At 60.7% G+C, this 19,481-nt stretch carries 18 protein-coding genes and 2 pseudogenes; 10 read left to right on the forward strand and 10 right to left on the reverse strand.

From position 1 onward, the window contains the following. The 4 genes and pseudogenes from HMPREF2996_RS13000 to HMPREF2996_RS08375 all read right to left on the reverse strand — a co-directional run. Positions 1-245: pseudogene (locus HMPREF2996_RS13000) on the reverse strand (HNH endonuclease); the annotation flags it as partial. A 214-nt stretch (positions 246-459) separates the two neighbouring features. Next, positions 460-1,650, reverse strand: a complete 1,191-nt coding sequence (locus HMPREF2996_RS08365) for an MFS transporter (protein ID WP_070447004.1) — start codon at positions 1,648-1,650, stop codon at positions 460-462. 100 nt (positions 1,651-1,750) lie between these two features. Continuing rightward, positions 1,751-3,034 carry a D-arabinono-1,4-lactone oxidase gene (locus HMPREF2996_RS08370; RefSeq protein WP_070447006.1) on the reverse strand — a complete coding sequence of 428 codons (1,284 nt, stop codon included), beginning with the start codon at positions 3,032-3,034 and terminating at the stop codon, positions 1,751-1,753. Further along, the gene (locus HMPREF2996_RS08375; protein ID WP_070447008.1) at positions 3,031-4,203 is read right to left on the reverse strand and encodes an alanine racemase; all 1,173 of its coding nucleotides are present in this window, start codon (positions 4,201-4,203) and stop codon (positions 3,031-3,033) included. Before HMPREF2996_RS08375 ends, HMPREF2996_RS08370 begins: the two co-directional genes overlap by 4 nt. A 90-nt stretch (positions 4,204-4,293) precedes the next feature. Between HMPREF2996_RS08375 and HMPREF2996_RS08380 the strand changes: the two genes are divergently transcribed. Further along, positions 4,294-5,841: a succinic semialdehyde dehydrogenase gene (locus HMPREF2996_RS08380; RefSeq protein WP_070447010.1), complete on the forward strand. Its 1,548-nt coding sequence runs from the start codon at positions 4,294-4,296 to the stop codon at positions 5,839-5,841. Positions 5,842-5,852: 11 nt separating this feature from the next. Further along, on the forward strand, positions 5,853-6,161 hold the full coding sequence (locus HMPREF2996_RS08385) for a hypothetical protein (RefSeq protein WP_070447012.1): 309 nt from the start codon (positions 5,853-5,855) through the stop codon (positions 6,159-6,161). Positions 6,162-6,170: 9 nt separating this feature from the next. Here HMPREF2996_RS08385 and HMPREF2996_RS08390 read toward each other — a convergent pair whose 3' ends face one another. The 4 genes and pseudogenes from HMPREF2996_RS08390 to ychF form a co-directional block, all read right to left on the reverse strand. Continuing rightward, complete coding sequence (locus HMPREF2996_RS08390; protein ID WP_070447014.1) at positions 6,171-7,082, reverse strand: cation diffusion facilitator family transporter; 912 nt, start codon at positions 7,080-7,082, stop codon at positions 6,171-6,173. A gap of 228 nt (positions 7,083-7,310) precedes the next feature. Further along, positions 7,311-7,643 (reverse strand): annotated as a pseudogene (locus tag HMPREF2996_RS08395) (DJ-1/PfpI family protein); the annotation flags it as partial. 142 nt (positions 7,644-7,785) lie between these two features. Then, positions 7,786-9,000, reverse strand: coding sequence for an amidohydrolase (locus HMPREF2996_RS08400; protein ID WP_070447016.1), 1,215 nt, complete (start codon positions 8,998-9,000; stop codon positions 7,786-7,788). A gap of 29 nt (positions 9,001-9,029) precedes the next feature. Further along, complete coding sequence (gene ychF, locus HMPREF2996_RS08405; RefSeq protein ID WP_070646340.1) at positions 9,030-10,115, reverse strand: redox-regulated ATPase YchF; 1,086 nt, start codon at positions 10,113-10,115, stop codon at positions 9,030-9,032. A gap of 47 nt (positions 10,116-10,162) precedes the next feature. Between ychF and HMPREF2996_RS08410 the strand changes: the two genes are divergently transcribed. From HMPREF2996_RS08410 to HMPREF2996_RS08420, 3 genes are read left to right on the forward strand one after another with little or no spacing between them, the layout of a single operon-like run. After that, positions 10,163-11,656: an AI-2E family transporter gene (locus HMPREF2996_RS08410; RefSeq protein WP_070730933.1), complete on the forward strand. Its 1,494-nt coding sequence runs from the start codon at positions 10,163-10,165 to the stop codon at positions 11,654-11,656. Between the two features lie 6 nt (positions 11,657-11,662). Then, positions 11,663-12,763, forward strand: coding sequence for a DNA recombination protein RmuC (locus HMPREF2996_RS08415; RefSeq protein ID WP_371441127.1), 1,101 nt, complete (start codon positions 11,663-11,665; stop codon positions 12,761-12,763). Positions 12,764-12,798: 35 nt separating this feature from the next. Then, the gene (locus HMPREF2996_RS08420; protein WP_246815763.1) at positions 12,799-13,542 is read left to right on the forward strand and encodes a DUF6542 domain-containing protein; all 744 of its coding nucleotides are present in this window, start codon (positions 12,799-12,801) and stop codon (positions 13,540-13,542) included. Here the strand turns inward: HMPREF2996_RS08420 and HMPREF2996_RS08425 are convergent. Continuing rightward, positions 13,539-14,498, reverse strand: coding sequence for a 4-hydroxy-3-methylbut-2-enyl diphosphate reductase (locus HMPREF2996_RS08425; protein ID WP_201828430.1), 960 nt, complete (start codon positions 14,496-14,498; stop codon positions 13,539-13,541). The two genes, HMPREF2996_RS08420 and HMPREF2996_RS08425, sit on opposite strands and share 4 nt — an antisense overlap. Before the next feature lie 154 nt (positions 14,499-14,652). Here HMPREF2996_RS08425 and xseA point away from each other — a divergent pair, with 154 nt between their 5' ends. From xseA to HMPREF2996_RS08440, 3 genes are read left to right on the forward strand one after another with little or no spacing between them, the layout of a single operon-like run. After that, positions 14,653-15,894 (forward strand): exodeoxyribonuclease VII large subunit, encoded by a 1,242-nt coding sequence (xseA, locus tag HMPREF2996_RS08430; RefSeq protein WP_070710729.1) that lies wholly within the window; start codon positions 14,653-14,655, stop codon positions 15,892-15,894. 56 nt (positions 15,895-15,950) lie between these two features. Beyond that, a complete protein-coding gene (locus HMPREF2996_RS08435) occupies positions 15,951-16,238 on the forward strand; it encodes an exodeoxyribonuclease VII small subunit (RefSeq protein ID WP_010187330.1) in 288 nt (95 codons plus the stop codon). Next, entirely contained in the window at positions 16,239-16,595 is a 357-nt protein-coding gene (locus tag HMPREF2996_RS08440) for a hypothetical protein (RefSeq protein WP_070447028.1), read from the forward strand. It abuts the gene before it with no gap. A gap of 10 nt (positions 16,596-16,605) precedes the next feature. Here the strand turns inward: HMPREF2996_RS08440 and HMPREF2996_RS08445 are convergent, their stop codons facing one another. Then, a complete protein-coding gene (locus tag HMPREF2996_RS08445) occupies positions 16,606-17,196 on the reverse strand; it encodes a DUF4245 domain-containing protein (RefSeq protein WP_070447031.1) in 591 nt (196 codons plus the stop codon). A gap of 202 nt (positions 17,197-17,398) precedes the next feature. On the opposite strand from HMPREF2996_RS08445, the gene glpX reads away from it, so the two are divergent. Next, positions 17,399-18,418 carry a class II fructose-bisphosphatase gene (glpX, locus tag HMPREF2996_RS08450; RefSeq protein WP_070646322.1) on the forward strand — a complete coding sequence of 340 codons (1,020 nt, stop codon included), beginning with the start codon at positions 17,399-17,401 and terminating at the stop codon, positions 18,416-18,418. A gap of 98 nt (positions 18,419-18,516) precedes the next feature. After that, the coding region (locus HMPREF2996_RS08455; protein ID WP_070731151.1) for a class II fumarate hydratase at positions 18,517-19,481 on the forward strand (965 nt) is incomplete at its 3' end.

Below are 19,481 nucleotides of genomic sequence, written 5' to 3' on the forward strand. Positions count from 1 at the left end.
ACTTTCGGCAGACTTTCTAGCCGGTGGATAGCGCGCAGGCCTGATTTGATGTGGCCTTCCGGCAGTGACCAGGCCGCCACTAGGGATAGTGCGGTGGTGTTGATATCGGCGTCAAGGCTGGGCATGGCCCCGACCCAGGTTTTATAGGTGGCTCTCCGGGCTTGAGCACGGGCCATCGCGTGTGGATTATTAGGGTTGGTGGTGGAAAAGAAGAAGGTAGGCGGGCGTGTAGCAGTAGTGGTCATGGTCTCCCCCGAGATCAACATGAGTTAGAAGAAGTGTTCTAACCATGATTCTAGTACCACACACCCCACATAGCCATAGCCAGCACTAAATTCATGTCAAGTCGTTACTATAAACGGGGGTATCAACCCCAGGTTTAGACTACACATTCGACATCAGACGCTCGGGGTCCGCGCCAAAACTACAGTACTGGCCAGGGTGATGCTCACGAGGGCTCTATTCATAACGCACGTCACCGCGCGCAATGTCCTTGCGCCCATGAACAAAGAAATAGACCACTGAGGCAACCAGCATCAAGGCTGCCAGCATCCAATACATGGCGGAGTATCCCGTCGCGGAGATGACCTGTCCCAGCAGAATCGGGCCGAAGCCGATGCCTAGGTCCAGCAGCAAGAAGAAGGTCGAGATCCCCGCACCCATTTCATGCATCGGCACCAGACGCACAGCGATAGCCTGACCCGCCGGCAGGATAGAGCCATACCCGATACCCACCAAGGCCCCCGCAGCAACAATCTGCCAATCAGCACCAGCCGAAGCCAGGACAGCCAAGCCGGCAATAAAGAAGACGAGTGAAGAGTAGATGATGATGTTGTCACCACGGCGGTCCTGCAGCCTACCCAGCACAAAGCGCAGAACGAGGCTCACCACCGCATAAGCCAAGAAGAAGTAGCTAGCGCCCTTCTCCAGCCCCGCGTGGGAGGAATAGCCATTCAGGAAGGTGATAATGCCCGTATAAGCAACACCGACCAAAAGAATGAACACGCCAAAAGGTGCCACCGCTGGGTGCACAATATTCCCCAAGGAGAAGGAGACGCTTCGATGCTCCTGCGCCGGCGCCTTGACGACGAGCCCCAGCCCCAAGGCCACCACCGTCAGCGTCAACGCCACTAGAAACACGGAGTTATAGCCGGCGTTGTGGACAATCGCTAAACCTGCCGCCGGACCAAAAGCGGTGGCCAGCGTCGTCCCCAAGGCGAAGTATCCCGTTCCCTCTGCGCGACGATGGTCCGGGATAACCGATTGCGCCACAGCCATCACCGCCGTCGATGCCACCGCATAGCCGAAGCCGTGCACGATACGGACAGCAAACAATAGTGGCAGTGACTGAGCTGGGAAATACAGCGCCATCGCCACAGTGACCACGATGAGGGAGATGACCAGCGAGCGCTTCCGCCCAGCAGCATCCACAATGTAGCCCGAAAAGAGGCGAGCAATCGTCGCCCCCACCACGAAGGCGCTTGAGGCAAACCCGCCCGCTGTGTCCGAGGCCTGGAACTGCTCGACGGCATAGAGTGCCATGATGGTCACGAGTAGATAAAAGACCGTAAATTGGGCAAAATTTACCAACCACGCGAACACAAATGTCGGCGTGATAAGGGAACGGGATTCAGAGGACGTTTGAGACACCTTCTTCGACAGCGTATGGAATTAAGACTTCCACACGCTACCAAAGATCAGAGATACTTTCGAATCCCACTTTCGGAATGTGCAGCGCTTGACGACGCCCCTACCCGAACAGTTTCCGCAGGTAGGACGAACCGAATTTCCACTCCGGATCCATCTTTTCGCGCAGCTCGCAGAACTCATCAAATCTTGTATAAAGTTGAGCAAAGTCCTTCCGGGACAGGGAGTTCATCTTGCCCCAGTGCGGGCGCCCACCCGCTGCCCGAAGAATGGGCTCGAGCTTCGGCATATAATCCTGCGGGTTGAGCGCACGTGGAATGTGGAAGGCAATGTACATCGATTCGCGGCCCGATGCTGTCGACAGCGCAACGTCATCCGCGGCCGTCGTGCGCAGCTCCATCGGAAAACCGATACGCCAGTCCTGTTCGTCGATGAAGCGGCGGATCTCGCGGACGGCGGCGGGGCCGTCGGCAAGCGGCACCGCATACTCCATTTCGTGGAAGCGAACCCGGCGCGGGCTGACGAACACGTCGTGAGCAGCTGAACGGTAGCGGTTATGAGAGATAACCGAGGTGGCGAACTTGTTGAGCGTCGGAATCGTCCCCGGAAGAAGACGCCCCAGAGCCAGGGCTGCGGCGAAGGCGCCGTTGCCGATGAGCTCATCGTCGATAAGCGCCTTAAGGCGTGAGCGGCGCTCCCCGTTCGGCTCTAAGCGCGTGTTGGCTTTGACCATCGCTCGGTCGGTGTGCGGGAACCAGTAGGACTCGAAGTGGTCGACGCCCCGAGAGAGCTCCTCCCAATTATCCATCAGCTCATCGAAGGCAATGCCAGATTCTTCCGCCAGCAGGTCGAAGGCGTCCACACACTGCATTTCAACTTCAACAACCACGCCGAGCGCGCCCACGCTGACGACCACGAGGCGAAGGAGTTCTGGGTCTTCGTCGATGGAATAGCTGCGGGTGTTGCCGTCGGCGTCGATAAGCGTCAGCCCAGTGACCGTCCCCGCAAAGCCCGTGTAATTGATGCCGGTGCCGTGGGTCGAGGTCGAAATCGCGCCCGCCAGCGATTGCGGGTCCACATCACCCTGGTTAGCCAGGGCAAGCCCGAAGGGGCGCAGGAGCTTGGGCACGTCCCGCAAGCGAGTGCCTGCCAGGAAACGGACGCGCTTGCGCTGCTTATCGACGCTCACCAGACCACTCACGTGATCGAGATTGAGCATCGTCTCCTCCCCCGCCGCAATGGGAGTGAAAGAGTGACCAGCGCCCACAGCACGCACGCTGCGGGAGCGGCTAATAATTCCAGGGATCTCGTCTATGCGGGAGGGCTGTACAAACTCCTGCGGTTTCGTGGTGACCGATCCTGCCCAATTGCTAAATGTGGTTGTCATCGGAGTGTCCATCCTTGTCCTCTATAGGTATCCCATACATCAACGCCGTCTTCTCCAACGGCCACTAGGCGGTCGACGTTTTCTGTCATTTCGCCGGCCTTGGCGTGACGGAACCACACCAAGTCCTCGACATTCATATCCATGCCTCGGAGAGGCGTCTGCACCTCACCGGCACCCTCCGTGCTGGAATAGCTCAGCCCTGCCGGCCACACCGGAACCGGAACGCGATCCTTCGCGGGTGGTCCGGAGGCAATCCAGCCTCCGGAGTTGACCGTGGCCCAGCCCGGCGCGGGAACGCGGGAGACCTGGCAAACGAAGAACGCTGCTGCCTTGTGGTTGATGCCGGTGAAGTCATCAAAGATCGCCGGCGTGTAGAAACCGGAGCCAGCGGCCAGCTCGGTCAAGGTTCCTTCGGCCGCGGATTCTTGGAGACTGCCCGTGCCGCCGCCGTTGACGAATTCGATGTCCGCTATCTCCCGCGCGACCTCCACGCAAGCACGGCGCCGCGGGGCCAGGTCCGCCATGGACTTGGTGCGCAGCCAGCGCTTGACTGCCCCCACCGGCCCCGGCAGGCCATCCGCGACGGATGCCACTTGACCCTCATAGGCCATGAGTCCGACAAGCCGGTGCCCGCGCCGAAGAATCTCGCGCGCCAATACTGAGACCTGTTCCGGCGTGCGCACGGGTGAGCGCCGCGGGCCGATGACCGCCCCCGGCACGTGGAGGGTGCAATCAATGTCGATGGCCACGCGCAGGGATCCCTCAAGCAGGTCTAAGAGCTCAGCACTATCCACCATGATGGTGATGGCCTCGCGCGCGGTGCCATCCGCGGCAAGCTCACGCAGGGCCTTGCGGTTGACGCTCGGATAAGCCACCACAATGTCGCGGAAGCCCTCTCCCACCAGATGCAGAGCCTCTGGAACGGAATAGGCGAGGATGCCACGGTAGCCCTCGTGCTCGAGGGCGCGACGAAGTGCTGCCACGCTGCGGATCGACTTCGAGGCCACGCGGATGGGTAGTCCTCCGGCGCGAGTCGGCATCTGTGCAGCGTTGTAGTCAAACGCGGCGAGGTCAATAACGCCTACGGGCGCTGGGCTTTTTCCAGATCTGACGAGCGGCTCAACGGCCGCGCGCACCTGGGCCTGTGGAGTAGTCGCGAGGATTGGCATAGCGTTATCCTAACCACGATTAATTTAGTTTGTGAGACAAATCTCGAAAAATCTATAGCGCCCTCGCATATTTTTGGGACAATAGACCGCATGAAGACCTTCACTCAGACCCGTCTGCCCCATCGAGTGCTCAATTTCTTAGACACGGACCCCGCCCGCGATGTTCGCGGCACGGGTGAGCAGCACCAGGCTCACGCGCCTTTTAGCGGTGAGGATCTCTTTAGCTTCCCTGTCGCCACTGCCGGGGACGTCGAGAAAGCCGTCAACTATGCGCGCGCCGGCGTTGGCCAAGGTGACCGCGCCACCATCCTGCTGCGCCTGCACGACCTCGTTCAGGAGAACGAGGAGCTCATCCTCGACCTCATCCAGGCAGAAAACGGCAAGTCCCGCTCCCATGCCTATGACGAGCTGATGGATCTGTATAACTGCGCGCGCTTCTACGCGGTCAATATCCGCAAAGCTTTCGGCGCTGACCGCCACCCCGGCGCGCTTCCCGTGCTGACTAAGACCCGCACCCAGCATTACCCACTGGGCGTGGTGGGGCTAATCTCTCCGTGGAACTATCCCCTGTCCCTCGGTGTTGGCGATGTTCTGGCAGCCCTCTCGGCTGGTAATGCCGTGGTGCACAAGCCGGATTCTCAGACCACGCTAACGGCGATTCTGCTGAGGCGCCTAGCCATCGAGGCGGGCCTTCCGGAGGCTGCCTGGCAGCTGGTTCCCGGCCGCGGAGCGGAGGTGGGCGATGCCCTCGTTCCCCTGGTGGATGGCCTTTCCTTTACCGGTTCCACCAAGGCTGGCAAGTCCATCGCTACCCAGGCTGCGGGGCGCCTCATCCCCACCATGCTGGAGCTGGGTGGCAAGAACCCGATGCTGGTGCTTGACGACGCCCCCCTTAAGCCCACCGCCCAAGGCGCCGTGCGCACCGCATTCTCCTCCTCCGGGCAGCTGTGTATGTCCGCCGAGCGCGCCTATGTGCACGAGAGCGTCTTCGAGGAGTTCCTCTTCGAACTCAAGAACGCTCTGGACCAGCAGGTGCTTGGGGCGGCCTTCACCGATGCTGCCACCATCGGCTCGTTGTCCTCGCAGCGCCAGCTCGATGCAGTAGTTGCCCACGTCAAGGACGCCGTCTCCAAGGGCGCCACCGTGGTTTATGGCGGAAAGGCCCGGCCGGACCTTGGGCCCTACTTCTACGAGCCCACCGTGCTGACTGGTGTGACCCCAGAGATGGATCTCTATGCCACCGAAACCTTCGGTCCAGTGCTCGCGGTGTATACGGTAAGTTCCGACGCCGAAGCCATTCAGCTCGCCAACGACACGACCTACGGCCTATCCGCATCGGTGTGGTCCGGAAACTCCCGCCGCGCGTGGAAGGTGGCTTCCCAGCTGGAAGCCGGCATGGTCAACATCAATGAGGGCTTCGCAGCCGCCTATGGTTCCATCGCCGCACCCGGTGGCGGCGTCAAGGAGTCTGGCCTGAACCACCGCCACGGTATTACCGGCATGCGCCTGTGGGCCAATGAGCGCACCGTGGCCGAGCAACGCCTACACCCGCTTGCGCCCTCGGAGTACATCTCCCCGGAGCGCTTCCGTCAGCTGGTGTCCACCGGCATGCAGCTGATGAAGACCTTCCGGCTCTAGCCTAAACAGCCATGAAGGAACTTACCCGCGACGAGCTTCTCGCACGTCGGCTCATTGCTCAAGGCCTTGCACCATCGGCGGCGCGGCCCCTCACGTCGGCGCTAGAAGTGGCTGAACATCTCCTTGCTCTGCAGGGCCAGACCTACAATGCCGGCGTTCGTGCGCTCTCCTTGCGAGCTGAGTGTGACGAATACTTGCTGGGCTATGCCAACAAGGAATGGATTATCCCCGATGAGATCCGCAATGATGTCCTGACCAAGAACGGTCTCAGTTGGCCGTGGGTAATGGAAGGCGGACGCGGCGTGGCCAGCTTGCGTTAGCTGCAAGCGTTACGGCATTCGCAAAATGCGGCGATGAACCGTTCCAGCGGGCTCGACGTGGATAAAGACCTCAGCGCCGGGGAATAGCTCGTCGATGGCGTCCTCGATTCTGTCGGCAACAGTGTGCGAGTGCAGCACTGTCCACTGGCCGGGAACATCCATCGTGAGATACACCAAGCGGTTGCGGCCCGAAGCAACGGTACGACGCGACGTGATCTCCACGTCATGACGCTCCTCCAGTTCGTTAAGGAGGGCATCAAGCTGCGCATGCTCTTCCTTAGGCAGGGACTCCGACAACAGGGAGCTCAGTGATTCTTTGAGCAACTTGTAGCCAGTCCACAAAATATTGAGGCCCACGGCAAACGCGATGACTGGGTCGAGCCACAACCAATCCGTGAGGCTGACCGCGCCGATGCCGAGGAGGACGCCGACGGACGTCCAGACGTCGGTAAGCAGATGCTTTCCGTCCGCCTGCAAAGTGGCCGAACGATGCTGCCTGCCCGCGCGCACAAGCAGAAGGCCCACGCCCAGGTTAAGTAAGGAAGCCACGAGCGACAGCAGGAGGCCAAGCCCAGGTTGCTCCAGCGGCTGCGGATCCAGAAGTCGGCGAATGGCTGTGTAGATAATCATCGCTGCAGCGACGAAGATCATCACACCCTCGACCAGCGCGGACACATACTCGGCCTTGCCGTGACCGAACTGATGGTTCGCATCGGCCGGCTTTGCCGCAATTTTGATAGCCACAAACCCCACAACGGCGGCAACGAGGTTAACGCCGGATTCGAGGGCGTCGGAAAGAAAGCCCACAGATCCCGTCACCGCGGCAGCGATGACCTTGAGCGCAATCGTGGCCACTGCGGTGGTGATAGAGAGCTTCATAAAGCGCTCGAGCAGTAGTTGCTCTGAGCTAAGAGAAGACAACTAAAAACTCCTTCGGTTCGGGTGCGGACCGAAGGTCTCGTTCACGCCGCAGGCAATGCAAACGCTGGCTGGCCGGGCGGAAAAGCCAGTATGTCGACCAGGCATCTCGGAAAGTATCCGAGGGAACTACTCCCCTTCAGGAATATCTAACAATATAGAGGCCTTACGGCGGAAGCAAGACGCAAAAAGCCGCAGGTTGCGCGCCCGCGGCTTTACTAAACATAAGGTTTAGTGCTGGCTCTCTGCGAATTCCTCAACCAACTTAGCGTTGAAGGCTGGGAGATCGTCCGGGGTACGGGAGGAAACCAGACCCTGGTCGCAGTGAACCTCTTCGTCTACCCAGGTAGCGCCGGCGTTACGCAGGTCGGTCCGCAAGCTGGGGAAAGAAGTAAGGGTACGGCCCTTGAGCACATCGGCATCGGTCAGGATCCAAGCACCGTGGCAAATAACGCCCAGCGGGAGATCCTGGGTGACGTGATTGCGCACAATTTCTACAGCGGACTTGTCCAGACGGAGCATATCCGCATTACCGGTACCACCTGGCAAAATGATGCCGTCGAATGGAGAAGCCAGCCTAACGCGATGTTGACGAGTTCGCTACCCCCGGAGAGAACTCGCCTACCACGTCGCTACACTCGATCGCTTTCGCGTTGGGTGCGCGAGTAGCATGTCGACCGCCCCATCATCACCAAGCAGTTCCTAGCTACTCCTTAGGGACATCCTTACGCTGATTCCCCAGATAGGCGTAAGCAGCGGCTATCAGAGCCTGCGTCGCCGTGGTGAGCGTCGGCTGCAGCTCCGGCGTAAAGCGCGGATTGTGGTTAGGAATTGATGCGCCATCGGTACGCCCGCCAAAGCCCCAGAAACAATAGGGAGCGCCGAAGGCATCGGGGATGCGAGAGAAATCCTCCGAGGCGGTCCACGGCTCCATGTCGAGGACGTTGTCGCTACCCAGAACGTCGATAAGCTGCGCGCGCACCTTTTTGGTCACGTCTTCATCGTTGACGGTAAGGGGGTAATTATCACTCTGCACAAACTCTGGCTCGCGCGGGGACATCACTGCCCGGCACTCTGCCTTAACAATGCGGTGAATTGCCTCTACGATTTGAGCCCTGACGTCCTCGTCATAGGCACGGATGTTGATGCGCAGGGTCGCCGAGTCCGGGATGATGTTTGCCTTCGAACCCGCCTGCAGGGCGCCAACAGTCAACACGGCGAAGTGGTGGGGGTCGACCTCACGGGAGACAACTGTCTGCAGCCGCAGAACGATGGAGCTGGCCAGCACCACCGGATCGACGCTGAGGTGCGGCATCGAGCCGTGAGAACCGTGGCCATAGACCGTGACGGTGAGTGAGGTCGCTGTAGACAAGACCGGGCCGGGCGCAATCAGCACGCTACCGGCGGGAGCATTCTTATCGATGAAGATGTGCTGACCAAAGGCCACATCGGGCGTGGGGACTCTATCGGTGAGGCCCGCATCCACCATGGACTGCGCGCCCTCAGCGGTCTCCTCGCCCGGCTGGAATAGAGCGACGAATGTACCGGACCACGCATCGGTCGCTTTCGCCAGCGCTTCCGTGGCACCCAACAAGGCGCTCACGTGGGCATCGTGGCCACAAGCATGCATTGCCTCGCCCGAAGCGGAGTAGTCCAGGCCGGTGTCCTCTGTGATGGGCAAGCCGTCGAAATCGGCACGCTCTAGGACAGTCGAACCTTCGCCGTTGCGGAGGATGCCGACGACTCCCCCGCCGAATTCCAGCACCTCGACTCCTGGAAATTCCCGGAGCTTATCCGCGATAACACCGCGGGTGCGCTCCTCCTCCATGCTGAGCTCAGGATGCTGGTGCAGATCCTTGTACAGGGCCTCTTGCCACTGCGTGGCCTCTGCTGCGCGGTCTAGGATGTGGGCGATACTCATGCCCACAGCCTACGCGGAGTGGTGGCTAACTAGCCGCCGATCTTGAAATCGCAGACGTCGCCGTCCTGCATGATGTATTCCTTGCCTTCTTGGCGCACCTTGCCGGCGTTGCGGGCCTCTGCCATGGAGCCAGCGGCGTCTAGGTCATCGAAGGAGACGATTTCGGCCTTGATGAACTTCTTCTCAAAGTCGGTGTGGATAACACCCGCAGCCTGCGGAGCCGCGGAACCTTGCTTGATGGTCCACGCGCGGGCTTCCTTCGGGCCTGCGGTCAGGTAGGTCTGCAGGCCGAGGGTGGCGAAGCCGGCCTTGGCCAACGTCGCCAAGCCAGGCTCTTCCTGGCCCACCGACTCGAGCAGTTCCAGTGCCTCCGCCTCATCGAGCTCAAGGAGGTCAGTTTCGGTCTGGGCATCGAGGAAGACGCATTCCGCAGGGGCGACGAGCTGGCGCAGCTCCTCCTTCTTGGCGTCATCGGTAAGCACGGCCTCATCCGAGTTGAAGACATAAAGGAAGGGCTTCGCGGTCATGAGGTGCAGCTCGCGCAGGAGGGATAGGTCGATCTCGTCGCTCTTGGAAGCAGCGAAGAGGGTGCGGTCATCTTCCAAGATGGCCTGGGCCTTCTTGGTCTCTTCCACGGTCTCGGCCAAATCCTTGTTCTTGCGGGCTTCCTTTTCCAAGCGCGGCAAGGCCTTCTCGATGGTCTGCAGGTCCGCGAGGATGAGCTCCGTATTGATGACAGAAATGTCGTGTGCCGGGTTGACTTCACCGTCGACGTGGATGACGTTTTCATCAGCAAAGGCACGCACCACCTGGCAGATGGCATCAGCCTCACGAATGTTGGCAAGGAAGGCGTTACCCATACCTTCACCCTTGGAAGCGCCTTCCACAATGCCGGCGATATCCACGAAGGACACGGTGGCCGGGAGGATGCGCTCGGAGCTGAAGATTTCCGCAAGGCGGTTAAGGCGGGAATCGGGAAGCTCAACGAGGCCGACATTGGGCTCAATCGTGGCGAACGGGTAGTTCGCCGCCAAGATGTCAGAACGGGTCAGGGCATTAAACAAAGTGGACTTGCCCACGTTGGGCAGGCCGACGATTCCAAGTGTAAGACTCACGGGGCCAATCCTAACGCACCCCGGATCTTTTGAGGCAAGATGGTGGGGTGAGTTCTGATCAGCCATCCCCCAACGCCTCTTCCTCTGAGTTCGCCGCCGCGGAGGCAGCGCTCGGCGGGCGTTTCGATGACTCCGTCGATGCTGCTTCGCTGAAGGCTGTCTCTCCGCACCCTCCCGGCAACCAGGTGGATCGTTCTGTGGTGGTCGGCGAGGTCATCAAGTCCACATCGCTGTGGGCACTGCGCCTGACCATCATTGGGATATTCCTTTATGCCTCCTTCCGCATGCTGGGCAACTTCTGGCGCGGCATCCTGCCCGTTCTCATTGCGCTGATTATTTGCACTGTGCTTGCTCCCATTGCCGGTGCCATGCGGCGCAAGGGACTGCCGTCAGCCCTCGCTGCGGCAGTGACCATTCTGGTGTCTTTTACTGCGGTGGGCACTCTCTTTATGTTCATCGCACCGGACTTCGCGCGGCAGTCCCAGACGCTATATCTGCAGACTGTCGAAGGTATTCAACGTTTGCAGCTATGGGCACAGGGCCCTCCGCTCAACCTCGACGCGGATGAGATCGGCGGCTATATCGATGAAATCGCCCTGTGGCTACAGCGCCAAGCAGGGTCCATCGCGGGCTCGGTATTCACGGGCATTGGCACGGCGACCTCCATCGTGGTCACGCTCTTCATCATCGTGGTGCTGACGTTCTTCTTCCTTAAGGACGGCCACAACTTCCTGCCCTGGCTGCGCCAGGCCACGGGGCGCCGGACCGGCTGGCACCTCACTGAGCTGCTGACCCGCGTGTGGTCCACGTTGGGCGGTTTCGTGCGGGCACAAGCAGTGGTCTCCGCCGTTGATGCTGTCTTTATCGGCCTCGGCCTGGCACTCATCGGTGTACCTTTGGCGATGGCGCTTGCCATCATCACGTTCATCGCCGGATTCATCCCCTTTGTCGGCGCGATCGTGGCCGGCGCACTATCCGTGACCATCGCGCTGGTGTCTTTGGGGTTCACCAAGGCGCTGCTCGTGCTGGGCCTAGTACTGCTGGTCCAACAGCTCGAGGGCAACGTGCTGTCCCCGTGGCTGCAGTCGAAGGCCATGAACCTGCACCCGGTTATCGTGTTGATTTCCGTGACCGTGGGTTCCGCGCTCTTCGGCCTCATCGGTGGTTTCCTCGCCGTCCCGGCCGCAGCGACCATCGCGGTGGTCTACCGCTATTTCCAGGACATGATGATGCTCCAATCGGGCGAAAGAACTGCCGAGGACTTGGAGTTTTCGACCGTCGCTGGTTTCCTCATCGGGCGCTACACGCAGCAACAGGGTGATCACAAGCGCGAGCAGTGGCTGTCCATCCCCGACCACGCCGCACCCGAAGGCGCAGCCGAAGACGTCACCCACAACGGCACGAGCCCTCTGGACCAAAAGATCGACGCGAATGTCGACGTTGATGCGGATTTCAGTGAACGCGATGGAGGAGCACGAGCGGGAATCAAGCGCGCAATTAGCACTCTCGAACAGATGTTGCAATCAAAGGATAAAGACTAATTCTTCATGTCCGGGACGCATGCCATGATGGCAGGCATGACGTCTTCCCTACCCATAGTGCTCCTATTCCTCGGCCTCATCATTGGGGCCGCATTGGGCTGGCTAGCCCGCGCTTATTCAGCGCAGTCCGCCCAGCCTCCAGAGGAGCATCGCGCCCTGCAAGAGTCCCAGCGCCGCCAAGCAGAGCTCGCTCCGCTGGAGAAAGCCATGGACCGTCTAGGGCTACAGCTCCAGGAAATAGAGGAAGATCGAGCGACCTCGCTCGCAGCACTCAGCAGCCAGGTCCAGGCGGTAACTCGGACCTCAACACGCCTGTCTGATCGCACGGAAAAGCTGGTCGGCGCGCTGCGCTCCCCCAATGTCCGCGGGCGGTGGGGCGAGGTACAACTAGAGCGCGTCGTTGAGCTCGGTGGCATGCGCAAACACGTGGACTTTGATTCCCAAGTCAGTGCCCGCATCAACGGATCGCTGGTACGCCCTGATCTGGTCATTCACTTGGCAGGAGGGCGCAGCATTGTCGTGGATGCAAAGGTGCCCCTCAGTGCCTACCTCGACGCAATGGAGACCGAGGACCCGGAGGAGCGGGCAGGCTATCTTCGCCGCCACGCGCACCTCATGCGTTCCCACGTGCAGGCACTGGCGTCGAAGGACTATATCGAGGCCTTCTCCCCCACGCCACAGTTTGTGATCCTCTTTGTCCCCGCCGATACTTTCGTCGACGCTGCCCTGTCTATCGACGCCGAATTGCTGGAATTCGCCTTCGAGCGCAACGTCGTCATCGCCACCCCAAGCACCCTCTTTGCTCTCTTGCGCACCGTCGCGGTGAGCTGGCAGCACGAGGAGATCTCCGACAAGGCCCGCGAAGTCCAGCGTTTGGGTCGCGAGCTTTATACGCGCTTGAACACTCTTAACGGGCACTACGACAAGGTAGGCCGCGGACTCGAGCGCGCGGTGGAAGCCTATAACGCAAGCTTGGCCAGTTTGGATTCTCGCGTCGGGGTTACGGCGCGGCGGCTCAAGGAGCTGGATGTTCCAGCCCGCGTTGACCGCCTGCCGGTGGAGCCGCGCAGCGTCGGTTCTTGGCCGCGGCGCGCCCAGAATGAATAACGTTTTGGTCACCAACCCCGGTAAGCTTTCTGGGCGTGTCTGTAGCCAAAAATCGTCGCCGCCCTCGCCGCCGCGGGATGCCGCTTAGCCGAGCACTCCTCGTCGCGCTCGTCGTTACGCTTGTGGCCTTGGCGGTCTCCGGCGTTCTGGGCAGCGTGGGGCTGCCCTTCGCCCTGATTTTTGGACTCGGTTCGCTGGCTGTCACCTGGTTGGTGGAAACTCGCGGCCTCTACATGACGGTGATTTCCCTTCCGCTGCTGTACGCATTAGGAACCGTGGGCGGCGGGTTCATCAATTCCACCGCTGGATTGCCGGAAGGTGCCTCGCCCTTTTCCAAAACCGCGATTCTCACCACGGCTTTCCCACTACTGCAGCATTTCCCGGTGCTCATCGTTACGGTTGTGGCCTGCGCGCTGCTCGCGGTTCTGCGCCTGTGGCGCAGCGATAGCCACGCGAAGAACCTTGAGGCTGAAGCTCAAGAAAAGCGCCGCGCCGAAGCTGCCTCCGATCGCCGGAGCCGCTCCGAGCGCCTGTCCGTAGCAGAACTGCTTGCCCGTGAAGCTACGAGCTCGGGCCGAGTCCGTGAGCGCGACCGCGAAGAACGCCGGCGGCTTCAAGCCGAAGAACGCGCGAAGCGCCGACAGGCTTCCCCCGAGGCGGATGAGCGGGAGGACTTCCGTCGCGCCGCCGCTGAGTCAGCAGAGAAGGCGCGGCGTGCACGGGAGCGCTCCCAGCGGTCCTCCCAGCCGCTGGAAGAAAATCTCTACGACGAGGATTAACGCGCAGTACGTGCCGGACGCAGTTCGCGTGGCAGGGAGAAAGTGATGGTCTCCGTGGACGTCGTCACCTGTTCAACATCGTTGTAGCCGCGCTCATCTAGAAACTCCAGCACTTCACGGACCAGCAGCTCAGGCACGGACGCGCCGCAGGTCACGCCTACAGTGTTCACGCCTTCCAGCCAGGCCTCGTCGATCTCCGAGGCAAAGTCCACCAGGTGTGAAGTCTTAGAGCCCGCCTCCAAAGCAACCTCGACGAGGCGCTTGGAGTTCGAGGAGTTCTCGGAGCCCACAACAATCATGAGATCGCATTTCGGAGCAATGGCCTTGACCGACTCCTGGCGATTCTGCGTGGCATAACAAATGTCATCTGATGGCGGGTTCTCCAAGTGCGGGAAGCGCTCGCGCAGCTTGTTGACGATCTGGATGGTTTCATCCACCGACAAGGTGGTCTGGGACAGCCAGATGAGCTTTTCCTCATGCAGGAAATCGGGCAGCTTGTCGACGCCCTCCAAGCCATCCACCAGGTGGGTAACGTCCGGGGCCTCACCGGCGGTGCCTTCGACCTCTTCGTGCCCCTCGTGGCCGACAAGGAGGATCTGGTAGCCATCGCGCTCAAAGCGCTGGGCCTCCTTGTGGACCTTGGTCACCAGCGGGCAGGTGGCGTCGAGTGTGAGCTGCTTGCGCTCTTGTGCCTCCTTGCGCACGCTCGGCGCGATGCCGTGTGCAGAGAACACGAGATGAGCGCCTTCGGGGGCTTCGGAAGCCTCCTCCACAAAGATGACACCACGCTTAGCCAGGGATTCAACAACGAACCGGTTGTGCACAATCTGCTTGCGCACGTAGATCGGGGCGCCGTACTTCTCCAACGCCTTTTCCACTGTCTCAACAGCACGGTCCACGCCGGCACAGTAGCCGCGGGGAGCCGCCAGGAGCACCTTCTTTGCAGTTTCAGTCATGGCACCCACAGTATCGAAAGTCACGCACATACTGTAGTTCCCGCCCAACCAGCTTGGCCGGTGACACCGGATGTCCGGCGCGCCTCCTAGACTGAGCCATACACTGTTCGGAACAGACCCCAACGAGAAGACCGCTCAAGAGAAAGGACTGCGCGTGAACCAACCGGCCAATTCCGCGGAGACACCGTGGCCCGTCGGCAAGGTCAATGACCAAGTCAAAGGCTGGATCGAGCGTCTCGGCTTCCTCTGGGTGGAGGGGCAAATTACCCAGTTGAACATGAAGCCGACGTGGAAGCTCTCCTATATCACGTTGCGTGATGTCGAGCAGGAAAAGTCTGTTCAGTTGACATGCAACACCTCGCTCATCCGCAATGCTCCCTCACCGCTCAAAGATGGCGACCGCGTCGTGGTGTACGGCAAGCCTGCCTTCTACGCTGGGCGCGGAAGCTTTTCCCTGTGGGTGACCGAAATCCGCCACGTCGGCATCGGAGATCTCCTCGCTCGGGTGGAAATGTTGCGGCAGAAGCTGCGCCAGGAAGGCCTGTGTGATCCCTCGCGCAAGTTGCCGCTTCCCTACCTGCCCAAGAAAATCGGCCTCATCACTGGCCGCGGCTCCCATGCCGAGCGCGATGTCCTGTCTGTGGCACAGGACCGCTGGCCGGCGGTCCAGTTCAACGTCATCAATACTGCAGTACAGGGAGCCACGGCTGTTACCCAGGTGATTGACGCTCTGCGGACTCTCGACGCGGACCCAGACGTAGATGTCATCATCATTGCACGCGGCGGCGGTTCAGTGGAGGACCTCCTCCCCTTCTCCGAGGAGGCACTGCAACGCGCCGTGGCGGAGGCCCGCACCCCTGTCGTTTCCGCCATCGGCCACGAGCCGGATCACCCGGTGCTTGATGATGTCGCCGATCTCCGCGCCGCTACCCCCACCGATGCGGCCAAGCGTGTCGTACCCTCCGCCGCCGAGGAATACGCGCTGATCTCCGAAGCACGCTCGCGCATGGCGGCAGCGCTGCGCGGCTGGGTGGACCGAGAGCGCCGCGGACTCGAAAACATCCGCTCCCGCCCGGTTCTTGCAGATCCGATGGTGCCTATCAACGCACGCCGCGAGGAGCTGGAGCGAAATCTCGCGCTGATCCGCCGGGTGATGAGCCATCATCTGGACCGCGAAACCAACCAGGTAGCCTCATTGCGTGCTCGGGTCTCCGCCTTAGGCCCCTCGGCCACCCTCGAACGCGGCTATGCCATCGTGCAAGTCCTTCCGCGCGATGGCAGCGGTCCGGAGGTCGTCACGAGCTACACGCAATCACCACCGGGTTCGCAGCTGCGTATACGTGTGGGCGATGGCTCGATCACCGCTGCTGCAATGGCTTCTCAGGCCGCAGATTAAACAGAACAGTTAATAGTTAAGACGGAACATACAAGAGAAAGAAGATACTTCACCTCATGACTGACACGATTGGCGCCGGCCAGCCCGGCCAGGACGCGTTCCCGCCGGTGGAAGAGCTGAGCTATGAGCAGGCTCGTGATGAGCTCATTGAAACAGTGAAGATCCTCGAGCTAGGACAGATGGGATTGGATGAATCCCTCAAGTACTGGGAGCGCGGCGAGGCCCTAGCTAAGGCCTGCGAGGCGCACCTCGACGGTGCCTCGAAGCGCGTAGAGGAGGCCCTCCGAAAGAACGCAGAGGGCACCGATAGTGCAGCTCACAACGAAGAAGCAGGAGAAGACTAAATGAAGATTTACGGCTACCCGGGAGATCGCGTGGACTTCGTCTCCAAGTCAGGCGGAGCAGGGTCCATGGTCTTCGGTGATTCGCGCCAGCTCGCTGAAGAGTTCTTCGGCCCCCCGCACACCGCGAATGGCGAAGAGATCGGCTACTTCTCCGGCTCCATTGTTCTGCGCTTTAGTGAGAATAAGCTCAGCGAGATTGCCCTCTTCCCCGGCAAGTCCCTCCATGAGAAGGTAGATGTATACCTCGGCAAGACGCGTTTGAGCGGCCTCGATCCAGAGTCCCTCACCAGCGCCGCTGGAGATTCGGTCGAGGTGGAATGGGACGGAACCACACTGCAGAGCGTAACCTTCCGTTAATCAGCGGAACCTAGTCGCTGATGACGCTTCCATCCTCAGCGATCTGGAGTGGCTCGGCCTCAGTAAATGCGGTCAGGGCCGCTTCATAGTCGGCATCGGAGGCAGAGCCGGTGAGGACGAGGCGGGCATCCCCCAAGTCGGTAATCCACAGCGGGCGCACGTCTTTGTCATCGCTACTGAGAATTTCCACGTCCTGGCCCGCTACCTCGCGCCGCTCGGAGTTGGCACGATAATTGGAGTCATAAGCCCCGGGGACATCGCCAAGCGCCAGCTGCGTCTGCACTGACTCAACATAGCCATCGTTAGTGGTCAGCCAGCTCACCACAGCACCAGATTCGCCACCCATCTGCTTGCGCCGCGCGGCTGTGGGCTGCCAGCCCTCCGGCATATCCGGCTCCCTAATGACAGCCCCGCTGCCGCGCGCTTCCATCTCCAAGAAGGTAGCGGCATCCACGTTCTGCACGGGCCCCGACTTTTCGGGGTTGATTGAGCACAGTCCCGTTGCCCCAACCGCGAGGAACATCATGATGAGGATGACGCCCACCGTCAGGGTGATATCGCGCGCGTCCTCAAAAATCTTTGGTTTATCTTCAGATGCCACTCGCCTAGTATGTCACGCCTGCTCCACCACATGCGACAGCGGCCTCCTACCTGCCCTTTTTGGCAGCAATCACCCCCTCATCCCACTTCTGGGGGAGGCATTCGGGCTTGAAACCGGAAGAAAAGTGGAAGAATGGAATATGTATTCCGGGTTGTCCCCCACCCCGGGCCGAGCCACCTGAAAAGAAAGGGACTAATCAAACATGTCTGACAACACGTCTTATATCCCCGACCGCAACCTAGCCATGGAGCTGGTGCGTGTCACCGAGGCGGCAGCACTCGCCTCGGGTCGCTGGGTTGGCCGTGGACAGAAGAATGAAGGTGACGGCGCCGCGGTGGATGCTATGCGCAAGCTCATCAACTCCGTCGAGATGAACGGTGTCGTCGTCATTGGCGAAGGCGAGAAGGATGAAGCCCCGATGCTGTTTAACGGCGAGAAGGTCGGCACCGGCCAGGGCGCCGAGATGGACATCGCCGTCGACCCAGTTGACGGCACCCGCCTGATGGCTGAAGGCCGCCCGAACGCTATTTCTGTCATCGCCGCTGCCGAGCGCGGCACGATGTACGACCCGTCCGCGGTCTTCTACATGAAGAAGATCGCTGTCGGCCCCGAGGCAGTCGGCGCCATCGACCTCAATGAGTCGGTGGAGTGGAACGTGAAATCCGTGGCCAAGGCCAAGGGCATCAAGCCAGCTGACCTGACCGTCGTCGTTCTCGACCGCCCGCGCCACGATGACCTTATCCGGGAGATCCGTGAAGCCGGTGCCAAGGTTCGCCTCATCATGGACGGTGACGTCGCCGGCGCCATCGCCACCTGCCAGGACAGCAACTCCATCGACCTCATGATGGGCATTGGCGGCACCCCGGAGGGCATCATCACCGCCTGCGCTATGAAGTGCATGGGCGGAGAAATTCAGGGCAAGCTATGGCCCAAGGATGAGGAGGAAGCCGAGAAGGCTCGCAAGGCTGGCCACGACCTCGACCGCGTCCTCACCACCAACGACTTGGTGTCCTCTGAGAACTGCTACTTCGCCGCTACCGGTGTGACCAATGGCGATATGCTCCGCGGTGTCTCTTACCGCCCGAACGGTGCCACCACCCGCTCTCTGGTTATGCGCTCCAAGTCCGGCACCATCCGCTACGTCGACTCCATCCATAAGCTGGCTAAGCTGCAGGAATACTCCGTGGTCGACTACACCAACCCCCACGATAAGGAAAGCTAGTTCACTTTCCTAGGAAGAGTGCTACGGTGGCCATGAATGCCGTGCCACGGCACACATAAAGAACCCAATAAAACTCATTTCACAGAAAAGGTGAATCCATGACTGAATACCGCATTGAACACGACACCATGGGCGAGGTAAAGGTTCCGGCAGACGCCCTGTGGCGTGCCCAGACCCAGCGCGCTGTGGAGAACTTCCCGATCTCCGGCCGCGGTCTCGAGGATGCGCAGATTCGCGCTCTCGGCCTCCTGAAGGCTGCCTGTGCTCAGGTGAACAAGGACTCCGGCAAGCTGGACGCGGAGAAGGCTGACGCCATCATCGCCGCCGCCACCGAGATTGCAGAGGGCAAGCACAACGATGCTTTCCCGATTGACGTCTTCCAGACCGGCTCCGGCACCTCCTCCAACATGAACACCAACGAGGTCATCGCCTCCATCGCCCACAAGAACGGCGTGGAGATTCACCCGAATGACCACGTGAACATGGGTCAGTCCTCCAACGACACCTTCCCCACTGCAACCCACGTTGCGGCAACGGAGGCTGCAGTGAATGACCTCATCCCGGGCCTCAAGGTCCTGCACAATTCCCTGCTGGCCAAGGCCAAGGAATTCGCTGATGTAGTTAAGTCCGGCCGTACCCACCTAATGGACGCCACCCCGATCACCCTGGGCCAGGAATTCGGCGGCTACGCTCGCCAGATCGAGCTCGGCATCGAGCGCGTTGAGGCCACCCTGCCGCGCTTGGGTGAGCTGGCCATCGGCGGCACCGCTACCGGTACCGGCCTGAACACCGACGCTGAGTTTGGCGGCAAAGTCACCGAGGAGCTCAAGAAGCTCACCGACATTGACCAGCTCTCCGAGGCCAAGAACCACTTCGAGGCCCAGGCTGCCCGCGACGCCCTCGTCGAGTTCTCCGGCGCCATGCGCACCGTTGCTATCTCCCTCAACAAGATTGCCAACGACATTCGCATGATGGGCTCCGGCCCACTCACCGGCCTTGCGGAGATCCACCTCCCGGATCTGCAGCCGGGCTCCTCCATCATGCCGGGTAAGGTCAACCCGGT

Source organism: Corynebacterium sp. HMSC066C02 (genome assembly GCF_001814945.1).
GTDB classification, from domain to species: Bacteria; Actinomycetota; Actinomycetes; order Mycobacteriales; family Mycobacteriaceae; genus Corynebacterium; species Corynebacterium aurimucosum.